Consider the following 21,804-nt stretch of genomic DNA (forward strand, 5'->3'; position numbering starts at 1 on the left):
GCGGAAGCTGAGCCCTGGACCTCCGCACGCAGCGACACCTATTCTCCTAGAAACGACCTCGGAGAGGTCGCAGACCTTAGCCGGGCGGTCGGAGCGACCGAAGGAAGCGTAGACCCCCGGAACAGCCAGTTGGCGCCAGAGTCCGAGGAGTCCCGAGAATCGGGACGACCCGGGCGAAGCCCCTCCTTTGGCTCGCCTGCTTGGCGGGCGAGACGCCCACCCTCCCAACCGCGCGAGACAAGTCTCGCGGACCAAAGCGCGGACAAGTCTACGCACTCCAAATCGCCTGACCTCCCTTGCCCTAGCGATGCGAGCCCTTGCGAAGCACGCCCTTGCGAAGCACGCCCTCCGCACTCTGCACGCAGCACTCAGCACTCCGCACTAGCGTCAGCGTGCCCTAGCCGGGCGGTAAACTATCAGCTTCTCAATGCTACGCGCCGGAAATGTAGGTCTGCCCAACGTCGGAAAATCGACGCTCTTCAACGCCGTTGTGGCAAATGCGCAAGCGCAGGCCGCCAACTTCCCCTTCTGCACCATCGAGCCGAACGTCGGCATCGTCAGTGTGCCGGACTCCCGCTTGGAAGTCCTCGCCAAGATCAGCGGTTCGGAAAACATCCTCCCCGCCCGCGTCGAATTCGTCGACATCGCCGGTCTGGTCAAGGGCGCGAGCAAGGGTGAAGGGCTCGGCAACCAGTTCCTCGCCAATATCCGCGAGGTCGACGCCATCGTCCACGTGGTCCGATGCTTCGAAAACGACGACATTATCCACGTCGCCGGTTCCGTCGATCCCCTCCGCGATATCGAAATCATCAACATCGAGCTGACCTTGTCCGACATGGCCCAGGTCGAGCGGCGCATCGAGCGCGCTCGCAAGGACGCCAAGACCAGCAAGACCGCCGTTCACGAGGTCTCCGCGCTGGAAAAGATTCAGCCCGTCCTCGAAGCTGGCGGCTCGGCCCGCTCGGTCAAACTCACCGAGGATGAAGCCGCCGCCGTCAAACCGCTCGGACTCCTCACCGGCAAACCGGTCATCTACGCCGCCAACGTCAGCGAAGCCGACCTCGCCACCGGCAACAAATGGGTTGACCAGATCCGCGAGTTCGCCGCCAAAGAAGGTTCGCAAGTCATCGTCATTTCTGCTCAGGTCGAGTCGGAACTGGTCGAACTCGACGAAGCCGACCGCGACGAATTCCTCAAGGCGCTTGGAGTCGAAGAAGGCGGCCTGAAGTCGCTCATCCGCGCCACCTACGACCTCCTTGGCCTGCAAACCTACTTCACCACCGGCCCGAAAGAAACCCGCGCCTGGACCATCACCAAGGGCATGACCGCCCCGCAGGCGGCAGGCGTCATCCACACGGATTTCGAGCGCGGCTTCATCCGCGCCCAAACGGTCGCCTACAAGGACCTCGTCGAGTGTGGCTCGGAAAAGGCCGCCAAAGAAAAGGGACTGGTCCGAAGCGAGGGTAAGGAGTACGTCGTCCAAGAGGGCGACGTGATGCTGTTCCTCTTTAACGTCTAAGCGTGCCCGGCTCGAAATCGTAGCGGTAAATCGGCTCCAGCACGTCCGGCGTCTTGATCGTCACGAGCTCGTCGATAATGCCCGTGCCGAGGTCGTACACCCAGCCGTGCAGGACCGGGAACCCGTTCTCGGCCCAGCTTTTCTGCACGATGCTCGTCTCCGCCAAATTCGTCACCTGCTCGATCGTGTTCCACTCGACCAGGCGGCGGAACCTCGCCTCTTCGTCCTCGATCGCGTCGAGTTCGGCCCGGTGGATTCGATACACGTCCTTGATATGCCGGAGCCATTTGTTGATGAGCCCGAGGTTGCGGTTCGTCAGCGCATTCATCACGCCTCCGCACCCGTAGTGCCCGCACACGATGACGTGTTTCACCTTCAGTACTTCCACCGCGTACTGAAGCACGCTCAGCATGTTGAAGTCGGTATGGATCACTTGGTTGGCGATATTGCGATGCACGAACAACTCGCCCGGCATCGTGCCGGTGATCTCCTCGGCCGGAACCCGGCTGTCGGCGCACCCGATCCAAAGGTATTCGGGCTGTTGCCCATCAACGAGTCGCTGGAAGAAATCGGGGTCCGCCCCGAGCTTTTCCGCCACCCACACCTTATTCGCTTCCAAAAGCCTCAAGTGGCTATCCATTGGTTCGGGTCACCCTCATCATGTCCACACTTCAGACTACCGTATCCGGGCCACCTCGACCGGTAAACTGATGGGCATGAACTTTGGGACATTCGACTATCGTCTCCCTGTCAACGAACCCGTATTGAGCTACGCCCCCGGCTCCAAGGAAAAGGAAACGCTGAAAGCCGTCCTCGCCGAGCTGAAGGGCCAAAAGGCCGACGTGCCCATGTACATCGGCGGCGACGAGGTTCGAACCGGGAAATTGGTCGAAATGCACCCGCCCCACGAGACCAGCCACCTGCTCGGCCACTTCCACGCGGGTGACGGAACCCATGTCCACCAGGCCGTCGAAGCCGCCCTCGCCGCACGCGAAGAGTGGTCGAACACCAGTTGGGAGAACCGCGCCGCCATCTTCCTGCGCGCCGCCGACCTTATCGCCACCAAGTACCGCCCGTACATGAACGGCACCACGATGCTCGGCCAAAGCAAGAACGCCTACCAAGCCGAGATCGATAGCGCCTGCGAAATCATCGACTTCCTGCGGTTCAACGTCCACTACCTCGACCAGATTTACCGTCAGCAGCCGATGAGCGTTTCCGGCCTCCACAACCGCCTGGAATACCGCCCGCTCGAGGGCTTCGTGCTCGCGGTCACGCCGTTCAACTTCACCGCCATCGGCGGCAACCTGCCGACCGCCCCCGCCATGTGTGGCAACGTGGTGGTTTGGAAGCCGGCCAACACGCAGGTCTATTCTGCCCAGATGTTCATGCGCATCCTCAAGGAAGCCGGTCTGCCCGACGGCGTCATCAACCTCGTGTACGTTGATGGTCCGACCGTCGGCGAGGTTTGCTTCAACCATCGCGACTTCGCCGGGGTCCATTTCACCGGCTCCACCGGCGTCTTCAACCGCATGTGGCAACAGATCGGCGCGGCGCTCGCCACCAATAAGTACAAGTCGTACCCGCGCATCGTTGGCGAAACCGGCGGCAAGGACTTCGTCATCGCCCACCCCTCGGCCGATGTCGATGTCGTCGTTACCGCCCTGCTTCGGGGCGCGTTCGAGTTCCAAGGCCAAAAGTGCTCTGCCGCCTCGCGATGCTACATCCCGTCCAACATCGCCGACGAGGTCAAATCCAAGCTCGTCGCCGGGGTCCAGTCGTTCAAGATGGGCACCGTCGAGGACTTCACCAACTTCGTCAACGCCGTCATCGACGAGAAGAGCTTCGATAGCATCGCCCGCTACATCGACCAGGCTAAGGCCGATGGCCAGAAGATTTTGGTCGGCGGCGGTCACGACAAGTCGAAGGGCTACTTCATCGAGCCGACCGTCATCGAGACCAGCGACGCCAAGTACACCACCATGTGCGAGGAGATTTTCGGCCCGGTCCTCACGCTCTACGTCTACGACGAATCGAAGTGGGACGAAACGCTGACGCTGATCGACGAGACCTCGCCCTACGCGCTCACCGGCGCGGTCATCTCCCAAGATCGCTACGCCATCGAGCAGGCCACGAAGGCCCTGCGCAACTGCGCGGGCAACTTCTACATCAACGATAAGCCGACCGGCGCGGTCGTCGGCCAACAGCCCTTCGGCGGCGCTCGCGCGAGCGGCACCAATGATAAGGCAGGCTCGGCCTTGAACCTCTATCGCTGGCTCTCCGCTCGGACGATCAAGGAAACATTCGTCCCGCCGACGGACTACAAGTACCCGTTCTTGGGCGAAAAGTAGACCAAGCCTGTTAGCGGTCCTCGACGAGGGGGCGGGCTCGCACCATCAAGGAGATGTTCGACCCGCCAACCGATTACAAGTAACCATTCTTTGGTGGAATGTATGCGTGGGCGAAACTCTGCACAGGCCTGTTAACTACGCTCCGCCCCTTGGGAGGTGTCGCCCCGATCAATCCATCTCGTTCCGAAAAATGATCGGGGCGACGGAGAGGGGCCATGGCCAACCAATCCACGGCACCATACAACGCTTCATCGACCATCGCTCAACCTCTGACCAACGCAGGGCTGAAGGCAGAACCAAGAAAAGTCCGAGGAGTCTCGTGCATCGGGACGACCCCGCCATTATAGTGGTGACAAAAGGTTCAGAGGCTCCCATGGCGAACTAAGACCGCCTGTCGTTCGTCTGAACCAATATGGTCCTCGCTAACATTGGCTTGCTCGTGCTCGCGAGCAAGCCGAAGATCGAAACGCTCTTCTTCCTCACCACCGATTGCCCGATCTCCCAGCGATACACCCCCGAAATCAAGCGCATCATGAAGGACTACGCCAAGGCGTCCGACTTCAAGCTGGTGTACGAGGACTCCGGCGTCGAGTTCGATGTCGTGACCAAACATCAAACCGACTACAAAATCCCCGGCACCTTCTCGCTGGACAAGGATCACGATCAGGCCAAGAAGCTGAAGGTCACCGTTGTGCCCACCGCCGTCGTGGTCGATGACAAAGGAAACGTGCTGTACTTTGGCCGCATCGACGACTCCTACGGTCGCGATTTTCAATGGCATCCAACCAAAGAAAGAGACCTTCGCAACGCTCTCCAGGCAATCCAGAAAGGCGAGAAGGTCCCGGTCAATAAGACGAAAGTGATCGGCTGTACGATCAGCTTTTAGCATGCCGCTTGTGGAGCGAGTGCCAGGAAAACGAGTCTCAGAAAGGGCTTCGCCCTTGCGCAGCACGCCCTTTGCCCCGCCTTCTGTGCTCAGTGCAAAGTGCTCAGTGCCTTTCGCTAGTCGCAAAACTCTCGTACTTGCCCAATAGCCACGCTCCTCCACTGAGGGGAGGTGGCGTCCCGTCCATTCCCTCAAGGATTCTCTTGAACCGATGGACGGGACGACGGAGGGGGGGGAGGCCTGCCTCATTCGTCGAACCTGACCGACAACCGAGATGCCCCTTTGGCGAGAAAGGAACAGGGCGACACCGGGACGGGGGATAGACGACACCACCCCGTCGGTAGTACCCCTAGTCCGCGACCTGAGTCACGGTTAGCTTATAATCGTAACCAGTCTGGTTCGACGCTTGCGAAATGCGATCCTGCAGCACTTTCGTCTCGCCAGGCTTGATCCGAATCATCGTATCCAACCGCGGAATCTCGCGATCAGAGTCGTTCATCACGTCGGAAACCGAGACATTTAACACGTAGCTTCCATCGCTCTGAATGCCCGAATGGATCGTAAATCGGCGGTACTTGTTCTCGCCCGAGACCGGGTTCGTCGTCATCATCGTCATCCCGTCGAACCCGGACAGTGTCACCGATTCCAGACTGCTATACGGCGAAGGTTGAGTCGTCTTCGAAATCCCATCCGTGCTCCAATCAAACCGAAACTTCACTTCCTTCAGGCCCTTGAGGTCTTGGACAAATGCCCCGCCACCCCCGAGCCCACCTGGATTTGCTTGGCCCTGATCTTGCCCAAGCGCGGGCAGGTGAAGAGCGCCCAAAAGACCAACAAAACCGACGAACGTATAGACCCACGATCTCATGCAGTGTTAACGCATAAGCAGGGGCCAGTATTTACAAAGTCGCTAAAGATCTTCTTCGCGCTTAAAGTTTCGGTGCATGGTCTGAATTCGCCGAATCGTGCCCGTCTTCGAGCGCATCAGAATCGACTCGGTCAGCGCGTAGTCGCGTCGATATCGCACGCCGCGAAGCATGTCTCCGCCCGTGATGCCCGTCGCGCAGAACTGCACGTGCCCCGACGCCAGGTCCGTGGTGTGCAAAAGCCGGTCCACGTCACCGCCGAACATCCCTTGCGCCCGTTCCCGCTCGGACTCATTCGACCAAACAAATCTCGCCTGCATCTCGCCGCCGTAGCACAGCGCCGCCGCCGCCGAAATGACGCCTTCCGGTGCCCCGCCAATGCCCATCAGCGCGTCGACGCCCGAGTCGGGATCAAGCGCAGCCAACGCCACGCTGAGGTCGCCGTCGGTGATGAGGTGAACCCGCGCGCCGGTGTCGCGAATGTCGCGAATGAGGTCGTGGTGGCGTGGTCGATCAAGAATGCCGATCGTCAATTCGTCGATCCGCTTACCCAGGCATTTGCTCATCATCGTGGCATTGACCCGAGGCGGAACCGTGAGGTCGATGGCCCCTTTGCACTCCGGCCCAACCACGATTTTGTCCATGTAGCAGTCCGGCGCGTGGAGCAGATGCCCCTCGCCCTTGATGCACCCGGCCAGGACCGCGATAGCGTTCGGCATGCCGTTGGCGCAAAGGTTCGTTCCCTCTAGCGGGTCCACGGCGATTTCGACCTGCGGCCCCTCGCCAGAGCCCACGCGCTCGCCGATATACAGCATCGGCGCTTCGTCCATTTCGCCTTCGCCGATGACGATGGTGCCGTCGATGTCGAGTTCATTGAGGGCGCTCCGCATGCCCTTGCAGGCGGCATCGTCGGCTTCTTCTTTGAGGCCTTTGCCAACCCAGCGAGCGGAGAGGAGAGCGGCGCGTTCGGTCACGCGCAAAAAGTCGAGGTGGGGGCTTTTGTGTTTTACGGTCACGGCTTTGTGATCCTTCAAATCGATTGCTTCGACGCTGAAGCTGCTCATAGTTTACTTGTCGGCACAGATTTCGTGCCGACGAGGTCCCGATCCCATTTGTCTCGCCGAAATGCGTCACCTAGAGTCGAGGTTTGACGTCCGCGCGTTTGATTCTGCATGAACCAAGGCCCTATTCTGCGACCCACATTGGGGTCGTTTCGATCGGTGATCCCTTCCCAGACCTTTCTCCCATGGGCACCGATACCTCCCGAAATTCGCACTCTTCGAGCCCCAGGCGCGCTTAGGGATATTCGCCTACTTTGAATTCCTGACCGCGAAGTGGTCACAGAGCTTAGCCCCGGGTGCCTGCACCCGGGGTGGACAATCATCCAGATTTCGACCCCGAAGCGGGTCGCAGATTCTGAAACTTACCTCTAAAGTCCGAGGACTGAGCAAACTCCTTAGATCCCGATGGAGCAAAGCGATATCGGGACGGGGGATAGGAAACTAAGATCCGGCGCTCCAGAATCAGTGACCAATGCAGGGCTGAAGGCCCGTTCTAACCTAGCCCAGCCCAACGGGCTGGGTAGAAGATCGAGGCAAGAAAAGTCCGAGGAGTCCCGTGTATCGGGACGACCCGGGCGAAGCCCTTCTTGGCGGGCGAAGCTGGGATTTACCAGTGATGGTAGGTGAGCATTCAGCCTCCTCCCCACCGCTTCACTGCGTTCAGCGACTCCCCCCGGGGAGTAGCTTGGTTAGTAGGCTCGACAGGAGTCGGTGCCAAATCGCCATTTTGCAATAGTCCGTGTATGGTGATGTACCGACCAGACTTCGAATTCCGAATAACTACGCTACTTCCCAGGGGGAGTCGCTGAGCCGACCTTAGGCGGAGCGGTGGGGAGGAGTCATTCGGTAGCCGAACGAAGTATCGACCCGACTTCGCTTTCCGAATAGCCACGCTACTTCCTGGGGAGGGTCCACAATGGAGCCTGCCACAAAGGCAGGATTCATGTGGAGTCGTTGAGAGGCACGAAGTGTCGCGAAACGGTGGGGAGGACTCATTGGCGGGCGTAACGCCCACCCTCCAAATGGCGAGACAAGTCTCGCGTGTAAAAGCGCGGACAAGTCCACGCACTCCAAATCGCCTGACCTCCCTCGCCCTTGCGCTCGCACTCAGGTCTCCCTACGTGTCCAGGAACGACCTCGGAGAGGTCGCAGACCTATCCCCGGGGTGCTTGCACCCCGGGGATAGTCCCGTATCAGCAAAAGGTCCGAGGAGTCCCGAGTATCGGGACGACCCGGGCGAAGCCCTCCTTGGCGGGCGAGACGCTCACCCCCCCAACCTCGCGAGACAAGTCTCGCGGACAAGAGCGCGGACAAGTCCGCGCACTCCACATGGTCCGCCCTCCATTGCCCTGCTTTCTGTGCTCTGTGCTCTGCGCACTATGCCCTTTGCCCTCCAACCAGCCTTCCGCAACAAACCGCTACGCCGACGCCAAAACCGCCGCGCCGGTCACGATGCCCAGCTTCTCGCCTGCCTCCGAACCATTAAAGTTCTCATCCTCCAACTCGATGCTGACCGCGCCCTGATACCCCGCCTTCTGGAGAATCTCGAACACCGTCACCCAAGGCGTCACGCCGTGGCCAGGAATCGTGTACCGCCAAACCGAATTGCCGAAATCGTGCCCCTTGCAGAACGTCGCCGGTTGCTCGGTTCCGTAGTTGTAAAGCGCTTCCTGGTCCACAAAACAGTCCTTACCGTGGATATGAAACACGCGGTTCGGAAACTCCTTCAGGAACCGAATCGGGTCGACGCCCATGCGAATCAGGTGCGACGGATCGAAGTTGATTCCGATCGCGTCCGAGGTGTCCTTCAGGCACGCACGATAGCCCTCCGGCGTACAGCAAAGCGCGCCCGGCCCCGGCCATCCCTCGATCACCAGCTTGCCCTTGTTCGCCTCCAAAATCTTCGCCAGCTTCTCCAGCGAGTTCATCATGTAGCCGAAGTTCTCGCTCCTCGGCTTCGACGGGTCCTTGGGCAGCATCACGGCAAAATAGTTCTGCACGCCAAATTCGGCGCACTCCGCGATGAACTTCTCGTTCGCCTCCAGCGAAGCCTTCTGATGCGACGAATCCTCCGAAATCAGCCCGTGCCAGTCCTGCAGGTCGGCGGTCCCGACGCGGATACCGTTCTCCTTCAGAATCGGAAGGTGCGGCACACACTTGCCGCCCATATCGATCACGCCGATATTCTGCGACTTGGCCCACGCGACCATACCGTCGATATCCTTGAACCACTCGGTCCAACCTTGCCGAAAACCAATGGGAAATCCGCCCGCTTTTGTGACTAGCATCCCGATGACTTTACCGCTCGCAAAGGGTCTAGTGGTCTTTCGGATTCACTAATTTTGCACTCTTAATCACCGGCGGCTTGACCGGACGATCGTCCTTCGGCCCGATCTCCACGCTCGCGATCTTCAGCACCACGTCCTTGCCCCGCACCAACTGCCCGTACGTCACGTATCGGCCGTCCAAATGCTGAGTCGCCTCCCGCGAGAGCGCCACGTAGAACTGGCTCCCGTTCGTGTTCGGGTCGGTCGACCGCGCCATCCCCAGCACGCCAAAATCGTGCGGCAACGGCGACTTCTCCAGGATGAAGCTGTACCCCGGCGAGCCCGAGCCAGTCCCCGTCGGGTCGCCCGCCTGGATCACAAACATCTTGCCCGTTTTCGGGTGCTTCTGCACGATGCGATGGAAGATGATGTCGCGATAGAACCCGCCCTGCACCAACTGCAAAAAGTTCCAAACCGTGTTCGGCGCGCAGTCTGGCCGCATCTTGAATTCGACCTCGCCAAAGTCCGTCACCAAAACTACATTCTGGTCCACCCAACACCGAATTCCCGCGTACGTGTTGTCTTCGTCCGGCGTCCATTTCGGGTTCTTCGTCTCCGGGTCGAGCGTGCAGACCGGCGGATTCACCATCGGCTGAAGCACCAGCGAAGGCCCCGCCGACTTCCCGTCCGCCTTCAACTGCAGGTACAAAACCTCGGCCCGCTTGTCCTTCCACAAGGTCGGCAACGCCTTGGCCAAATCGACCTTCCCGCCCTTCACGTCCACTTCCTGGACCGTTTCGTTTTTCTCCAGTCGATACAACCGAAGCGTCAGCTTCTTCGCGCCCCGAGGACCGGTCAGCGTCACCGGAAACGTGCGCCCAATGCCGTTATAGGTGAATTGCGGCTGGATGGGAAAGTTCGATGCGGCGGCAAGGGAGAAAAGGACGGCGGAAGCGACCAGACTCATGCAAGCATTTTATCCAGCCTCGCGCAAAAACACCCACGGCTGGCCGACTTTCTTCTCGATCACGCTGTCGCGCACCACCACCCATTCGCCCGGGTCGAGCCCGATTCCAAGCTGAACCTTGGTCGTGAAATACGTCTTGCGGAGCCGAAGCTCGTGGTGGCCGACGAAGTGGTCGTAGTCCACGATTCCATCTAGAACCCCGACCCCATTCTCGCCATCTAACCGAAAATCGCCCGCCAGCGCCGCGCCCGCCCGCAGTCCGCACCACACGCCTCCCCGCTCGATGAACGCGGGAAAGACACGTCGGCACCACTCGGGTCCCAACCGCTTCAAGAAGAGATTCGCGTCGCCATCCGGCACCCAAACCCCGCGCGCTTCCGATAGCATCTTGGCCACTTCGGCCCGCCGATCGGAAGAAAACGTTGTGTCCGAGACGACCGTCATATGGTCGAATCCCTTGTCCGCCAACTGGCGATCCATCCCGTCCGGCTTTGCCTCCGCCTGCTCAAACACCAGCACTGGAGCATGACGCCCACCAATCTGTTCGGCAAAGGAGTCGAAAACCGCCGAAGGAGCAATCGCGTCGCCCACCAGGACCGCCGCCCCATGCTTCACAAAAGTCGAAGCAAGCAGCAGAGAAGCGAGCACGGCCCTACCCGATGAACATCAGCGGGTCGCCGGGGTTGACGACTTGACCGCTTTCGGCCGTGACCTTGCGAACGATCCCGCTCACGGTCGAATGAATCTCGTTGAAAACCTTCATCGCCTCGATCAGGCCCACCACCTGACCTGCCGTCACGGTGTCGCCTTCCTTCACATAAGGCGGCGAACTCGGGCTGGACGAACCGTAGTAAATGCCCGTCATCGGGCTCGAAATCGGGGTTCCGGCTTGGACCGGCACCGGTTCGGCGGCTGGCGCGGCGTCGACCTCGGCATCCTCAGCCATCGGAGCGGCGGCCACCACGTTCTGGCTCGCCACCGTCACCACCTTCGGCGCCGACTTTCGAAGCGAAATCTTTAACCCTTCGGTCTCAAGGGTGGCCTCGGTGAGCTTATATTCCGTGATGAGCTTGGCCAGCTCATCCATCTGTTTCTTAACGCGTTCGCTCAAGTCCCTCTATTATGCCTTAAGCGCCACATAAGTGCCACGGAAGAGCGCGACCTCTTCCCCTTGGCACAGCACAGAAACCTTCAGTTCGATCCTCGCCGATCCGCGTCGATCGTAAGTCTGCGAGAACGCTTTGATCTCCGCTTCGCCAGGGGCGCGAAGCTCCGCCGTAAAGTCGTCCTCGACCGGCGCAAGATACTGCATGTGGCTTTCGCTGATCACCAGCTTGGGGGTCAGCTTTCGCTCCCGCATGAAAACGTGAATCCAGGTCCAACCCGCCAGCGTCGCCACTGCCGCGATCGACCCGCCAAACGCCGTTCCGTGGTGGTTGATGTTGGGTTCGAGCGGACATTCGAGCAGCACTCGCTCGGGACTCGCGAACCGAACTCGGAGTCCGAGGGCCTTCGTCAGGGGGATGCTGTCGTGAAGGTATCGCTCGATTTGGGCTTCCATTACGCTAGACGATGATAGCACTTTTGCCCGGCCATCGCCCCTTCGAAATGGAGGTGTTCTTGGGGTGGCAAGCCGCCGCTCGTCTCATGGAGATAACGCGGCTGTTCTCCCCGATCTTAGATTCTGAATAGCCTCGATGCACCTTGGGGAGGGTCCGCAAGGGATCCTGCCACAAAGGCAGGATTCATGTGGAGTCGCTGAGCCAAGACTTGGCGAAGCAGTGGGGAGGAAGACTAACTGAAAGCCGCAAGCCGCAAGCCTTTCGTAAAACGAGGCTATCCCTTGGCGAAGGGAAATGGAGCAAAGCGACATCGGGACGGTGGATAGAGGGCCAAGCAAAACTCGGCGCTCCATCCACCAACGCCCAAACTTTGACCAATGCAGGGCTGAAGGCCCGTTCTAACCTAGCCCAGCCCAACGGGCTGGGTAGAAGATCGAGGCAAGAAAGTCCGAGGAGTCCCTAGTATCGGGACGACCCCGCCATTATGGCGGTCACAAAAGGTCATCCACCCCGTCGCTTCGCGCCACCCCTACAAGCTTTGGAGGGGAGATGGTTTTTACGCGAGCAACTCCCTTTCAACCGTCAGAACCTCTGATTACAGATTCATGCGTTGGCCGTAAGCCTCGGCGCTGAGGTAGCGGCATGGGGTCGTCCCGATACTCGGGACGGTGGGGAGGATTCACTGATGGGCTCTCGGTCCTCGACCTCCGCACACGGCGACACCTATTTGTCCAGGAACGACCTCGGAGAGGTCGCAGACCTTAGCCCGGGGTGCTTGCACCCCGGGAATTGTCCCGTATCAGCAAAAGGTCCGAGGAGTCCCGAGTATCGGGACGACCCGGGCGAAGCCCTTCTTGGCGGGCGTGACGCCCACCCTCCAATTCCGCGAGACAAGTCTCGCCAACGAAAGCGCGGACAAGTCCATGCACTCCACATCGACCGACCTCCCTTGCCCTGACAATGCGCGCCTGCATTCTGCTCTCTGCCTTCTGCTTTCTGCGCTCTGTGCTCTATGCACTCCGCACTCCGCACTCTATGCCCTTGCCCTAGCGAAGCGAGCCCTCGCCGGGCACCAAACCAGCCATCCGAATCGCCCGACGCTCACTCCATTTCGGCTTGCTCGGAACATCGCCTCGCAACGCTTCCAACGCATCCCGAATCGACAGAACGACGTTCACCACCTCCCAAAGTCCCAGCAGAATCCACGTCGCCAGCGACTTGACCAACAGCGCCACCCAGTTGATTTTCGAAAGGTCGAATCCGTCCGCCATCGATTCGCGAATCGAGTAGACCGAATACGCCAGCGAGGCCACGATCAGCAGGCCGATCACCACCGTCGCCACCACCTGCTCGATCAAGGCCCGAAAAGCGTGAAACTTCACATAGGGCGACCTCGCGGCCACCACCAAGCCCACGATCGGACCCATGTAGGGAAAGAAGATCGCCGCCACGTTGACCGCGGCCGCCAGTACCCTTTCTCGTTGCGGAATCGGTTGCATGTGTGTACGCACAAGATACTCGCATGCCTCGTACGGCGTTGCGAGTCCCATTCATCGCCCAATCTCAGCTAGGCTCGTCCAGCCCATAATCCGAAGGACCAACTCTCGCCACGCCATTCAACTTGACCCACGGACGAATTGACCTCGGAGAGGTCGCAGACCTTAGCCGGGCGGTCGGAGCGACCAAAGGAAGCGTAGACCCCCGGAACAGCCGGAATCAGTCAAAGTCCAAGGAGTCCTGAGAATCGGGACGACCTGGCGAAGCCTGCCGAAGCGAGGAACAAGCGAAGGCCGGTCGTTACGACCGCAAAAAAAGTTGTAGGTGAGGGTTAACATCGACAAGAGCAATCCAACCATCAACTCGGGGTAGGATTCACCCCATCCGAAGCGCGCTCAAGACCTACCGCCTGAACTCCTTCCTCAACGGACTGCTCTTTTCCGCCGCCTGGACCATCCACACCGTCTTCCACATCAAAAACATCGGATTCGGCCCGTTCATGGTCGTCTTCATGGGCACTCTCTACGAGCTCTCCATCATGCTCTTCGAGGTCCCCACCGGCATCGTCGCCGACCTCGTCAGCCGCCGCCTCAGCGTCGCAATCGGATGGTTCATCGTCGGCATCGCGTTCTTCATCCAGGGCGCATTCCCGGTGGTCGGGGTCGTCATCGCGGCCCAAATCATCCTCGGCATTGGCGACACCTTCACCAGCGGTGCCCACGACGCCTGGGTCGCCGACGAACTCCCTTTCAGCGAACCCAACCTCACCGCCGGACAAGCCTTCTTCCTCGGCCAGCGCGCCTCGTTTTGGGGTCGCATGGTCGGCCCGCTCCTCGCCCTTGGTCTTTCGCTCTACGGGCTCCCCACCGTCCTCTTGGTCACCGGCCTCGGCTTCTTCGCCTTTGCCATTGGCGCGCGGTTCTGGATGACCGAGCGCGGGTTTCACCGCTCCGATCAGGAGCGCCATTTCTGGGCCACCTTCCGCGAGGGCTGGAGCCTCGTTCGCGTCTCCCGCGCCCTTTTTCTCGTCCTCCTCGTCAGCGTCTTCTACGGCTTCGCGTCCGAGGGTTTTGACCGACTTTGGAATAAGATTTTCCTCGAAGCGTTCGCCCTCCCGCACGTCGGGCCGTTCGACGACACCTTCTGGTGGTCGATGCTCGGCATCGTCACCCAACTCGGCGGCATGGGCCTCAACATCGGCCTCAGCAAGGTCCTCGACACGACCTCCGCTACGTCCATCACCCGGGCTCTGATCGTCCTCACCAGCGTCCTCATCTTCTCCATCCTCGGCTTCGCGCTCACCACCTCGTTCGTGCTGGCCGTGTGCCTCTATGTCGTCAGCCGGTCTATCCGCCGCATCCTCGACACCCTGCTCACGACCTGGACCAACCTTTATGCCCCCGCCCGAACCCGCGCCACCATCCTCTCCTTCTCGTCCCAAGCCCATAGCCTGGGCGAAATCGGCGGCGGCCCCATCATGGGCGGCATCGGACAAAAGATATCGACCACGATGGCCGTGGTCACCGCTGGCCTCCTCCTCATCCCCACTTTGCCGGTGCTCTTCACCGCAAAAAAGCACAGCATAAGCGACGAGGCCAGTCAGTAAAGCCCATTGAAGGAGGTCAGGCGATTTGGAGTGCGTGGACTTGTCCGCGCTTTCGGAGGGTGGCCGTCCCGTGGGCGGTTCGTTGAACGGAAAAGCCCGGAATCACACCCTCAGTGCCGAGGCTTACGGCAAACCCATGAACCTGTAATCAGAGGTTCTGAGGGTTGAAAGGGAGTTGCTCGCGTAGCATCGAAACGAGGCCAAAACCATCTCCCCTCCAAAGCTTGGAGGGGTGGCGCGAAGCGACGGGGTGGATGAGACGCAATTCGCCGACTAACCGACAGAACCCATGCCAGGGTGGCACTGGTAACGACCCTGCGACCCTGTCGCTGGGAGTTACCAGTGATTGAGAAAGCCTCTGATGACCTCTTGTCACCGCCATAATGGCAGGGTCGTCCCGATACTCGTGACTCCTCGGACTTTCCGCTGATACGGGACAATTCCCGGGGTGCAAGCACCCCGGGCTAAGGTCTGCGACCTCTCCGAGGTCGTTCCCGTCTGGTAAGGGGTACTTGAAGCAGAGTGTTGGACATAGAGCAGGGCAAGGGCGTGCTACGCAAGGGCTCGCTTCGCTAGGGCGAGGGAGGTCGGCCCATTTTGAGTGCGTGGACTTGTCCGCGCTTTATGGGGCGAGACTTGTCTCGCGAGGTTTGGAGAGTGGGCGTCACGCCCGCCAATGAATCCTCCCCACCGTTTCGCGACACTTCGTGCCTCTCAACGACTCCCCCCGTGGAGTAGCGTGGTTATTCGGAATTCGAAGTCTGGTCGCTACATCACCATACACGGACTATTGCAAAATGGCGATTTGGCACCGACTCCTGTCGAGCCTACTAACCAAGCTACTCCACGGGGGGAGTCGCTGAACGCAGTGAAGCGGTGGGGAGGAGGCTGAATGCTCACCTACCATCACTGGTAAATACCAGCTTCGCCCGCGTCGTCCCAATTCTCGGGACGCCCCCGCCATTATGGCAGTCACAAAAGGTCATCCACCCCGTCGCTTCGCGCCACCCCTACAAGCTTTGGAGGGGAGATGGTTTTGACCCTGCTTCGGTGCTACGCGAGCAGCTCCCTTTCAACCCTCAAAACCTCTGTTTACAAATTCAACAATATGACCAGAGCCTCGGCACTGGGGTAGCGGAAGCCCTTCTTGGTGGGCGTCACGAAGTTCCCGCCGAGCAAGGCGAGGGATATGACGCAAAGCGGGTGAGGTCAGTAACAGAAGCGCCACCCCTACACCCGCGACAACTGATCCCTCAGCGCCTGAACCGCGAGCTCAAAATCCCCTTTCCAATCCGTAATCCCGATATTGATATCCCCCGCCTTCTCGATCACCGACCCCGCAAAAATCGCCACTTTCTTGTTCATCGATCGCGCCAGCGACACCACTCGCCCCGGCGCCTTCCCCATCGACGACTGACGATCAAAACACCCTTCGCCGGTCAAAACCACGTCGGCCCACTGCATCTTCAGTTCCAAATCGCTCAGGTCCGCGATCAACTCGAAACCCGACCCCGCCGACGCACTGCCCGTCATCGCAAAGCCCGCCGGAATGCCGCCCGCCGCCCCCGCGCCGGGAAAGTCGATGTTCAGCTTCAGAATCTTATACGCGTGGAGCCACAGGTTCGAGAGCCCTTTTTCCAGCTCCAACGTCTGGTCGGCGGAAGCCCCTTTCTGCGGAGCAAAAACCGGCGCCGAGCCCAGATCGCCCAGCAGATTGTTGCCCACGTCGGTCATCAAATTGACGTGCGCCGAGAGCGATGGCCCCGGCAGGATGCGGTGAATATTGATCAGATTTCCGCCGCCCGGCGCGACCTCCCGATTGTATTGGTCGGGAAACCGCCATCCCAAAGCCTGAAGCGCCCCCACCCCGCCGTCGGTACAGGCCGTCCCGCCGACACCGACGTAAATGTCCTCCGCCCCCTGGTGCATCGCCGTCAGCACCAACTGGCCCAGCCCAAAGCTCGTCGCCTCCATCGGCCGCAGTTGCCCGCCCAACAGCGCCAACCCGCACGCCTGCGCCGCCTCGATGTACGCGATCTTGTTGCTCACATCCCACAGCCACTGCGCCTGAACCTTCGAACCAAAGATCGGCCCCGTGACCTCCGACTGCATGAGCTGCAGTTCCTGGATCTGAAAATGGATGCAGTCGATGAACCCATCGCCTCCGTCCGAAAGCGGCACCGCCTGAATTTCGAAGTTGCCGTACAGCGCCTTCGCCAGGCGCATCGCCACGTCGCGGGCCGTCATCGTGCCCTTGAAGGCGTTGGGTGCGATCAGAACTTTTGGCGGCATCGTCCTCCCAGTTTCCCACGCCGGAGAACGGCTATGATTACTTTAAGGATGAAAAGTATATTGGCGGTTGGCTTCGGCGCGATGATCGGCGCAATGCTGAGATTCCTGATCCTCGACAACTTCAAGGCCACGGCCCCCTGGACGGTCGCCTTCATCAACATCACCGGCAGTTTCGCCCTCGGCTTCCTCACCGGATTTCTCACCGGCCGAATCCACCGCGACGACACCTGGCGATTGTTCCTTGGCACCGGCCTAATGGGCGGCTACACAACCTACTCCACCTTCTCTATGGACGTCGTACACCAACTTCAAGAGAAGCAAGTCGTGCCGGCCATCGCCAACGTCACCATCCAGACCGTCGGCAGTATCGCCCTTTGTGCGGTGGGTTTTGTCTTGGGTCGAAAGCTAAATCCTGCACCAGCCTCGTAGATTTACCGATCATAATTCTTAACGATGGACGTCGCGGTTCTGGGTGCGGGTAGTTGGGGCACTTCGCTCGCAATTCTCATGGCGAGAAATGGGTTGGAGGTCACCCTGTTCGGGCGCGACCACGCCGAAATCACCGTCATGCGCCACACGCATGAGAACATGAAGTACCTGCCGGGCTTCGCGTTCCCCAAAGAGCTGAAGGTCGACGAATTCAAGAACTATCAGGGCGCACCCGTTGCCTACCTCGCCGTCCCGAGTAGCGCCGTGCGAGAAGTCCTCGCCGAGCTCCAGGGCGAAACCCCCATCGTCATCGTGGCCACCAAGGGCCTGGAGACCTCGACCGGCATGGTCGTCACTGCGATCGTCGAACAATGCCTGCCGAACGCCGCCCTCGGCGTCATCAGCGGGCCCAATCTCGCCGTCGAAATCGTCCAGGGCATCCCCACCGCCGCCATCGCGGCCAGCAAGGACCCCAAAATCGCCGACCGCATCCGCGCTAACCTAATGTGCCCGTCGTTCCGCGTCTACGCCAGCGAAGACGTCGTCGGAGTCGAGATCGCCGGGGCTCTCAAGAACGTTTTGGCCATTGGCGGCGGAATCTCGGACGGACTCGGCTTTGGTGACAACACCAAGGGCGCTCTGCTCGCACGCGGCCTCAAGGAAATGATCACCTATGGCATGGCCCACGGCGGCAAGCTCGAAACCTTCCTCGGCATCGCGGGGGTCGGCGACCTCTTCGCCACCGCCGTCTCCAAGCTCAGTCGCAACTACCGGCTCGGCTACGCCCTCGGCACCGGCCACCATATTTCCGAAGCTCTGCAAACCCTCGGCCAGGTCGCCGAAGGCGTCAACACCTCCGAAGCCGTCGCCCATGTGGCTCGGCACGAGGGCATCCAAATCCCCGTCTTCGAAACCATCGACTCCGTCATCCGCGAAAAAATCGCCCCCAAGGCCGCCGTCGGATTGCTGATGGAGCGCTTCACCCGCGAAGAAGGCTTGGATTTCGGAAGAAGTTCTACGTAGCCGCTAGGTCGTCGGCAATTTTCTGTAGACAACTGAAGTCGGCAATTCGAGGACGATGAAGGAATTCTTGGGAGAAATCATCATATTCTTGATGAAGGTGCCATCGTAGTGGCCGATCACTGTCTCGGCTCCACTCTCCAAACTACGTAGGACGATGTCCGAGGGCTTGGCAGGATTAGCCGAGTTATCCGTTCTCGTAAACGCCATCAGGCGACCATCCAAAGATATCGCGCATGGATTTCCCAAATTGAATGCTAGGTCACTAACATCCTCAATGACGACATGGCCGTCGACCAGTCTGCCAAAGCAAATTCCTGTTTTGCTGCTCGAATTGGTCCAAGAAAAGATGAGCCGCTTATCGAAACAAACCCCAAGCATTGACACTATCCAACGGTAATCTGACAAAGAGTCAACGGGAAGTGTCGTATTGTCATCTTGAGAGTCACTTTCCAACACTTCGATCTTGGATCGTGAGCCATCTGATGTGAAGTACGGGTTGATGAATTCGTGGATAGGCTCCCAATAAAGCCCTTTGTACTGCCAGGGATGGTCCAGCTCGGCAACCTTCAAATTGCCGTCCAAAGACATCTTGAAAGGACCGCAATCGCTGTCAAACAGGTTTGCCAAGTGACCCGGGATTATGTATCGGCTAGGCAGAAATGGCGAGGCAGGGTAGCTTTCGTCACAATCCCATTTCGACTCTATAGACCCATTCAGATCGACTTTCAAGAGATTCCTGCCGATACCCTTACACTGACGATCTCCACCCTGACCTCCGTAAAAGGCGGTTATGCCAACGTCATCAATTGGACCAGTAGTCGAAATTCCAGTCGGACGAACAATCACCGAATTTCGATGTGCCACGAGTTCATGATCCGAAACGAAAGTCACGCTCGCCGCCGTATTCGACAAGGGCGCTAGCGATTGAAATCCTCTCGGCATCTTGGCTTGTGCCTCGTAGAGACTCAAACTCTCAGACGCATTCGCCTTGGCCGATCCATATTCAACGAGAATCAATATCACAGCGGAAGCGACCAGACTCAATAAAACCTTTCCGCTTCGTTGCATCTGAGAATTCTAACACGGAATCTGGTGTTCTGGTCAGCTTTATGGTTGAGCCAACAATGAGAATCTTGCCAATAAAGTACACTTTAAGGACGTAGAAATACGAAAGCGGACGTGTAGCTGGTGCTGCCAGGAGGACGGACGCGGAAGTGCAATATGTCTGAAAAGGTTCTCGACGAATCAACCGCTCTGCTTGAGCAATTTGCCAATCGCGACTACGAACACGGCTGGGCCACCGACCTGGAAACCGAGACCATCGAGCCGGGCCTCAACGAGGACACCGTCCGCCGCATCAGCGCCAAAAAGAACGAGCCCGAATGGCTGCTCGAATGGCGACTGAAGGCCTACAAGCACTTCCTGACCATGAAGGCCCCCAAGTGGCCGAACGTCACCTACACCCAGCCCGATCTCCAGGCGATTTCCTACTATTCCGCGCCGAAAAAGAAGCCGGTGCTCAACTCGCTCGAGGAGGCTGACCCCGAAATCCTGAAGACGTTCGTAAAACTCGGAATCCCGGTCGAGGAGCAGAAGGTCCTCCTCAACGTCAAGGGCGCTTCGGCCTCTGCCGCCGATGCTCGTCAAACCACCCTGGCCGACCTCGAAGGCAAGGTCGCCGTGGATGCCGTTTTCGACTCCGTTTCCGTCGTCACCACCTTCAAAGAGAAGCTCGCCGAACTCGGAATCATCTTCAGTTCCATCAGCGAAGCCGTCCACGAGCACCCCGAACTCGTGCAAAAGCACCTCGGCTCGGTCGTGCCGTACAGCGACAACTACTACGCGACCCTCAACTCAGCTGTCTTCTCCGACGGCTCGTTCGTGTACATCCCCAAGGGCGTTCGCTGTCCGATGGAGCTCTCCACGTACTTCCGCATCAACGCCGAAAACACAGGCCAGTTCGAGCGCACGCTGATCATCTGCGAAGAGGGCGGCTACGTCTCCTACCTCGAAGGTTGTACCGCGCCGATGCGCGATGAAAACCAGCTTCACGCCGCGGTCGTCGAGCTCGTCGCGAACGGCGACAAGGCCACGATCAAGTACAGCACCGTCCAAAACTGGTATCCCGGCGACCCCAAAACCGGCGTCGGCGGCATCTACAACTTCGTCACCAAGCGCGGCATCTGCAACGGCGTGGCTAGCAAAATTACCTGGACGCAGGTCGAAACCGGCTCGGCGATCACCTGGAAATACCCCAGCGTCATCCTCAAGGGCGACGATTCGATCGGCGAGTTTTACAGCGTGGCCCTCACCGCCGGCAAGCAACAGGCCGATACCGGCACCAAGATGATCCACATCGGCAAGCGAACCAAGTCGACCATTGTCGCCAAGGGCATCTCGGCCGGTAACGGGCAGAACACGTATCGCGGATTGGTGAAGATCAACCCCGGCGCGGACCAGGCTCGAAATTACTCGCAGTGCGACTCGATGCTGATGGGCGACCGATGCGGCGCGCACACCTTCCCGTATATCGAGGTGAAGAATCCGACCGCGACGGTCGAGCACGAGGCGTCGACCTCCAAGATCGGCGAAGACCAAATCTTCTACTGCAACCAGCGCGGAATCCCGACCGAAGACGCCGTAAACATGATCGTCAGCGGGTTCTGCAAAGACGTCTTCCGCGAACTGCCGATGGAATTCGCGGTCGAAGCGCAGAAGCTCTTGGGTGTGAGCCTCGAAGGCTCCGTCGGCTAGCTTTCGCGTTTGTTCTTCTTGGACGAGGAAGGTTTTGGGCGGCCCGTAAAAAGCCCGTTCGCCGTCGTCTGATACCCAGCCCTGACGGGCTGGACTAAGGGTAGCTCGCTCCTTTGGAGCTTTTGGTCATGGAGCGCTGAGTGGCACTGGTAAAGACCTCTGCTTGTCTGCCGAAGGAGGGCGAAGCTGGGACTTACCAGTGTAACCGTCTATTTGAAGTCTGTCGTCTATCTCCCGTCCCGATGTCGCTTTGCTCCACCTCATGCAAACGTGCCTTTGAGGCACCTTTGCACAAGGGCTCTTCCTTCGGCGGGATCTAAGGAGTTCATTTCATTCACCGACTCCACATGAATCCTGGCCAGGGAGTAGCGTAGTAAATCGGAATTCTAAGTCGGGTCGATACTTTGTTCGGCTACCGAATGACTCCTCCCCACCGCTTCGCCATGTCTTGGCTCAGCGACTCCCCCTGTGGAGTAGCGTAGTTACTAGGCTTGAAGTGAGTTCATACCAATTCGCCATTTTGTAAAAGTCCGAATTTGCAGGCTGAAATGTTCACCACCCCACCCCCGATGTCCGAATAGCCACGCTACTCCACGGGGGGAGTCGTTGAGAGGCACGAAGTGTCTCGAAACGGTGGGGAGGAAGACTAGCCGAAAGCCTTTCGTAAAACGAGGCTATCCTTTGGCGAAGGGAAATGGAGCGTGGTGACATCGGGAGGTGGGGA

At 59.3% G+C, this 21,804-nt stretch carries 18 protein-coding genes; 7 read left to right on the plus strand and 11 right to left on the minus strand.

All coding sequences use genetic code 11. The features are described 5' to 3' along the window. Positions 1–427 precede the first annotated feature (427 nt). On the plus strand, positions 428–1,519 hold the full coding sequence (ychF, locus tag GC165_05460) for a redox-regulated ATPase YchF (protein MBI1332307.1): 1,092 nt from the start codon (positions 428–430) through the stop codon (positions 1,517–1,519). Here the strand turns inward: ychF and GC165_05465 are convergent. Further along, entirely contained in the window at positions 1,509–2,159 is a 651-nt protein-coding gene (locus GC165_05465) for a carbonic anhydrase (GenBank protein MBI1332308.1), read from the minus strand. The two genes, ychF and GC165_05465, sit on opposite strands and share 11 nt — an antisense overlap. Before the next feature lie 76 nt (positions 2,160–2,235). Between GC165_05465 and pruA the strand changes: the two genes are divergently transcribed. Both pruA and GC165_05475 read left to right on the plus strand, forming a co-directional pair. Further along, a complete protein-coding gene (pruA, locus tag GC165_05470) occupies positions 2,236–3,870 on the plus strand; it encodes an L-glutamate gamma-semialdehyde dehydrogenase (protein ID MBI1332309.1) in 1,635 nt (544 codons plus the stop codon). A gap of 412 nt (positions 3,871–4,282) precedes the next feature. After that, positions 4,283–4,756 carry a redoxin family protein gene (locus GC165_05475; protein ID MBI1332310.1) on the plus strand — a complete coding sequence of 158 codons (474 nt, stop codon included), beginning with the start codon at positions 4,283–4,285 and terminating at the stop codon, positions 4,754–4,756. 349 nt (positions 4,757–5,105) lie between these two features. On the opposite strand, the gene GC165_05480 is transcribed toward GC165_05475, so the two are convergent. The 8 genes from GC165_05480 to GC165_05515 all read right to left on the minus strand — a co-directional run bounded on the left by GC165_05480 (position 5,106) and on the right by GC165_05515 (position 13,029). Beyond that, positions 5,106–5,624, minus strand: coding sequence for a hypothetical protein (locus tag GC165_05480; GenBank protein ID MBI1332311.1), 519 nt, complete (start codon positions 5,622–5,624; stop codon positions 5,106–5,108). 42 nt (positions 5,625–5,666) lie between these two features. Beyond that, complete coding sequence (gene glpX, locus GC165_05485) at positions 5,667–6,686, minus strand: class II fructose-bisphosphatase (protein MBI1332312.1); 1,020 nt, start codon at positions 6,684–6,686, stop codon at positions 5,667–5,669. A gap of 1,415 nt (positions 6,687–8,101) precedes the next feature. Next, positions 8,102–8,971: a TIM barrel protein gene (locus GC165_05490; GenBank protein MBI1332313.1), complete on the minus strand. Its 870-nt coding sequence runs from the start codon at positions 8,969–8,971 to the stop codon at positions 8,102–8,104. A gap of 28 nt (positions 8,972–8,999) precedes the next feature. Next, a complete protein-coding gene (locus GC165_05495; GenBank protein MBI1332314.1) occupies positions 9,000–9,917 on the minus strand; it encodes a hypothetical protein in 918 nt (305 codons plus the stop codon). A gap of 9 nt (positions 9,918–9,926) precedes the next feature. Further along, entirely contained in the window at positions 9,927–10,565 is a 639-nt protein-coding gene (locus GC165_05500) for a hypothetical protein (protein MBI1332315.1), read from the minus strand. Positions 10,566–10,569: 4 nt separating this feature from the next. Continuing rightward, positions 10,570–11,028 carry an acetyl-CoA carboxylase biotin carboxyl carrier protein gene (locus GC165_05505; protein MBI1332316.1) on the minus strand — a complete coding sequence of 153 codons (459 nt, stop codon included), beginning with the start codon at positions 11,026–11,028 and terminating at the stop codon, positions 10,570–10,572. Between the two features lie 9 nt (positions 11,029–11,037). After that, the gene (locus tag GC165_05510) at positions 11,038–11,478 is read right to left on the minus strand and encodes a thioesterase (GenBank protein MBI1332317.1); all 441 of its coding nucleotides are present in this window, start codon (positions 11,476–11,478) and stop codon (positions 11,038–11,040) included. A gap of 1,047 nt (positions 11,479–12,525) precedes the next feature. Then, positions 12,526–13,029, minus strand: coding sequence for a hypothetical protein (locus GC165_05515; GenBank protein ID MBI1332318.1), 504 nt, complete (start codon positions 13,027–13,029; stop codon positions 12,526–12,528). A 296-nt stretch (positions 13,030–13,325) separates the two neighbouring features. On the opposite strand from GC165_05515, the gene GC165_05520 reads away from it, so the two are divergent. Continuing rightward, the gene (locus GC165_05520; GenBank protein MBI1332319.1) at positions 13,326–14,582 is read left to right on the plus strand and encodes an MFS transporter; all 1,257 of its coding nucleotides are present in this window, start codon (positions 13,326–13,328) and stop codon (positions 14,580–14,582) included. A gap of 1,230 nt (positions 14,583–15,812) precedes the next feature. Here GC165_05520 and GC165_05525 read toward each other — a convergent pair. Beyond that, a complete protein-coding gene (locus GC165_05525) occupies positions 15,813–16,874 on the minus strand; it encodes a glycerate kinase (protein ID MBI1332320.1) in 1,062 nt (353 codons plus the stop codon). A 33-nt stretch (positions 16,875–16,907) separates the two neighbouring features. Between GC165_05525 and crcB the strand changes: the two genes are divergently transcribed. Further along, positions 16,908–17,303: a fluoride efflux transporter CrcB gene (crcB, locus tag GC165_05530; protein MBI1332321.1), complete on the plus strand. Its 396-nt coding sequence runs from the start codon at positions 16,908–16,910 to the stop codon at positions 17,301–17,303. Positions 17,304–17,327: 24 nt separating this feature from the next. Beyond that, the gene (locus GC165_05535) at positions 17,328–18,326 is read left to right on the plus strand and encodes an NAD(P)H-dependent glycerol-3-phosphate dehydrogenase (GenBank protein ID MBI1332322.1); all 999 of its coding nucleotides are present in this window, start codon (positions 17,328–17,330) and stop codon (positions 18,324–18,326) included. Between the two features lie 3 nt (positions 18,327–18,329). Here the strand turns inward: GC165_05535 and GC165_05540 are convergent, their stop codons facing one another. Next, the gene (locus tag GC165_05540; GenBank protein MBI1332323.1) at positions 18,330–19,394 is read right to left on the minus strand and encodes a hypothetical protein; all 1,065 of its coding nucleotides are present in this window, start codon (positions 19,392–19,394) and stop codon (positions 18,330–18,332) included. Positions 19,395–19,547: 153 nt separating this feature from the next. On the opposite strand from GC165_05540, the gene sufB reads away from it, so the two are divergent. Further along, on the plus strand, positions 19,548–21,080 hold the full coding sequence (gene sufB, locus GC165_05545) for a Fe-S cluster assembly protein SufB (GenBank protein ID MBI1332324.1): 1,533 nt from the start codon (positions 19,548–19,550) through the stop codon (positions 21,078–21,080). Positions 21,081–21,804 lie beyond the last annotated feature (724 nt).

Source organism: Armatimonadota bacterium (assembly GCA_016125185.1).
In the GTDB taxonomy this organism is placed as follows: domain Bacteria; phylum Armatimonadota; class Fimbriimonadia; order Fimbriimonadales; family Fimbriimonadaceae; genus Fimbriimonas.

Bases quoted from the DNA above. Each gene is read 5' to 3' on its own strand.
- ychF (MBI1332307.1), top strand. From the start codon at position 428: ATGCTACGCGCCGGAAATGTAGGTCTGCCCAACGTCGGAAAATCGACG.
- GC165_05465 (MBI1332308.1), bottom strand. From the start codon at position 2,159: ATGGATAGCCACTTGAGGCTTTTGGAAGCGAATAAGGTGTGGGTGGCG.
- pruA (MBI1332309.1), top strand. From the start codon at position 2,236: ATGAACTTTGGGACATTCGACTATCGTCTCCCTGTCAACGAACCCGTA.
- GC165_05475 (MBI1332310.1), top strand. From the start codon at position 4,283: ATGGTCCTCGCTAACATTGGCTTGCTCGTGCTCGCGAGCAAGCCGAAG.
- GC165_05480 (MBI1332311.1), bottom strand. From the start codon at position 5,624: ATGAGATCGTGGGTCTATACGTTCGTCGGTTTTGTTGGTCTTTTGGGC.
- glpX (MBI1332312.1), bottom strand. From the start codon at position 6,686: ATGAGCAGCTTCAGCGTCGAAGCAATCGATTTGAAGGATCACAAAGCC.
- GC165_05490 (MBI1332313.1), bottom strand. From the start codon at position 8,971: ATGCTAGTCACAAAAGCGGGCGGATTTCCCATTGGTTTTCGGCAAGGT.
- GC165_05495 (MBI1332314.1), bottom strand. From the start codon at position 9,917: ATGAGTCTGGTCGCTTCCGCCGTCCTTTTCTCCCTTGCCGCCGCATCG.
- GC165_05510 (MBI1332317.1), bottom strand. From the start codon at position 11,478: ATGGAAGCCCAAATCGAGCGATACCTTCACGACAGCATCCCCCTGACG.
- GC165_05515 (MBI1332318.1), bottom strand. From the start codon at position 13,029: ATGGGACTCGCAACGCCGTACGAGGCATGCGAGTATCTTGTGCGTACA.
- GC165_05525 (MBI1332320.1), bottom strand. From the start codon at position 16,874: ATGCCGCCAAAAGTTCTGATCGCACCCAACGCCTTCAAGGGCACGATG.
- crcB (MBI1332321.1), top strand. From the start codon at position 16,908: ATGATTACTTTAAGGATGAAAAGTATATTGGCGGTTGGCTTCGGCGCG.
- GC165_05535 (MBI1332322.1), top strand. From the start codon at position 17,328: ATGGACGTCGCGGTTCTGGGTGCGGGTAGTTGGGGCACTTCGCTCGCA.
- GC165_05540 (MBI1332323.1), bottom strand. From the start codon at position 19,394: ATGCAACGAAGCGGAAAGGTTTTATTGAGTCTGGTCGCTTCCGCTGTG.
- sufB (MBI1332324.1), top strand. From the start codon at position 19,548: ATGTCTGAAAAGGTTCTCGACGAATCAACCGCTCTGCTTGAGCAATTT.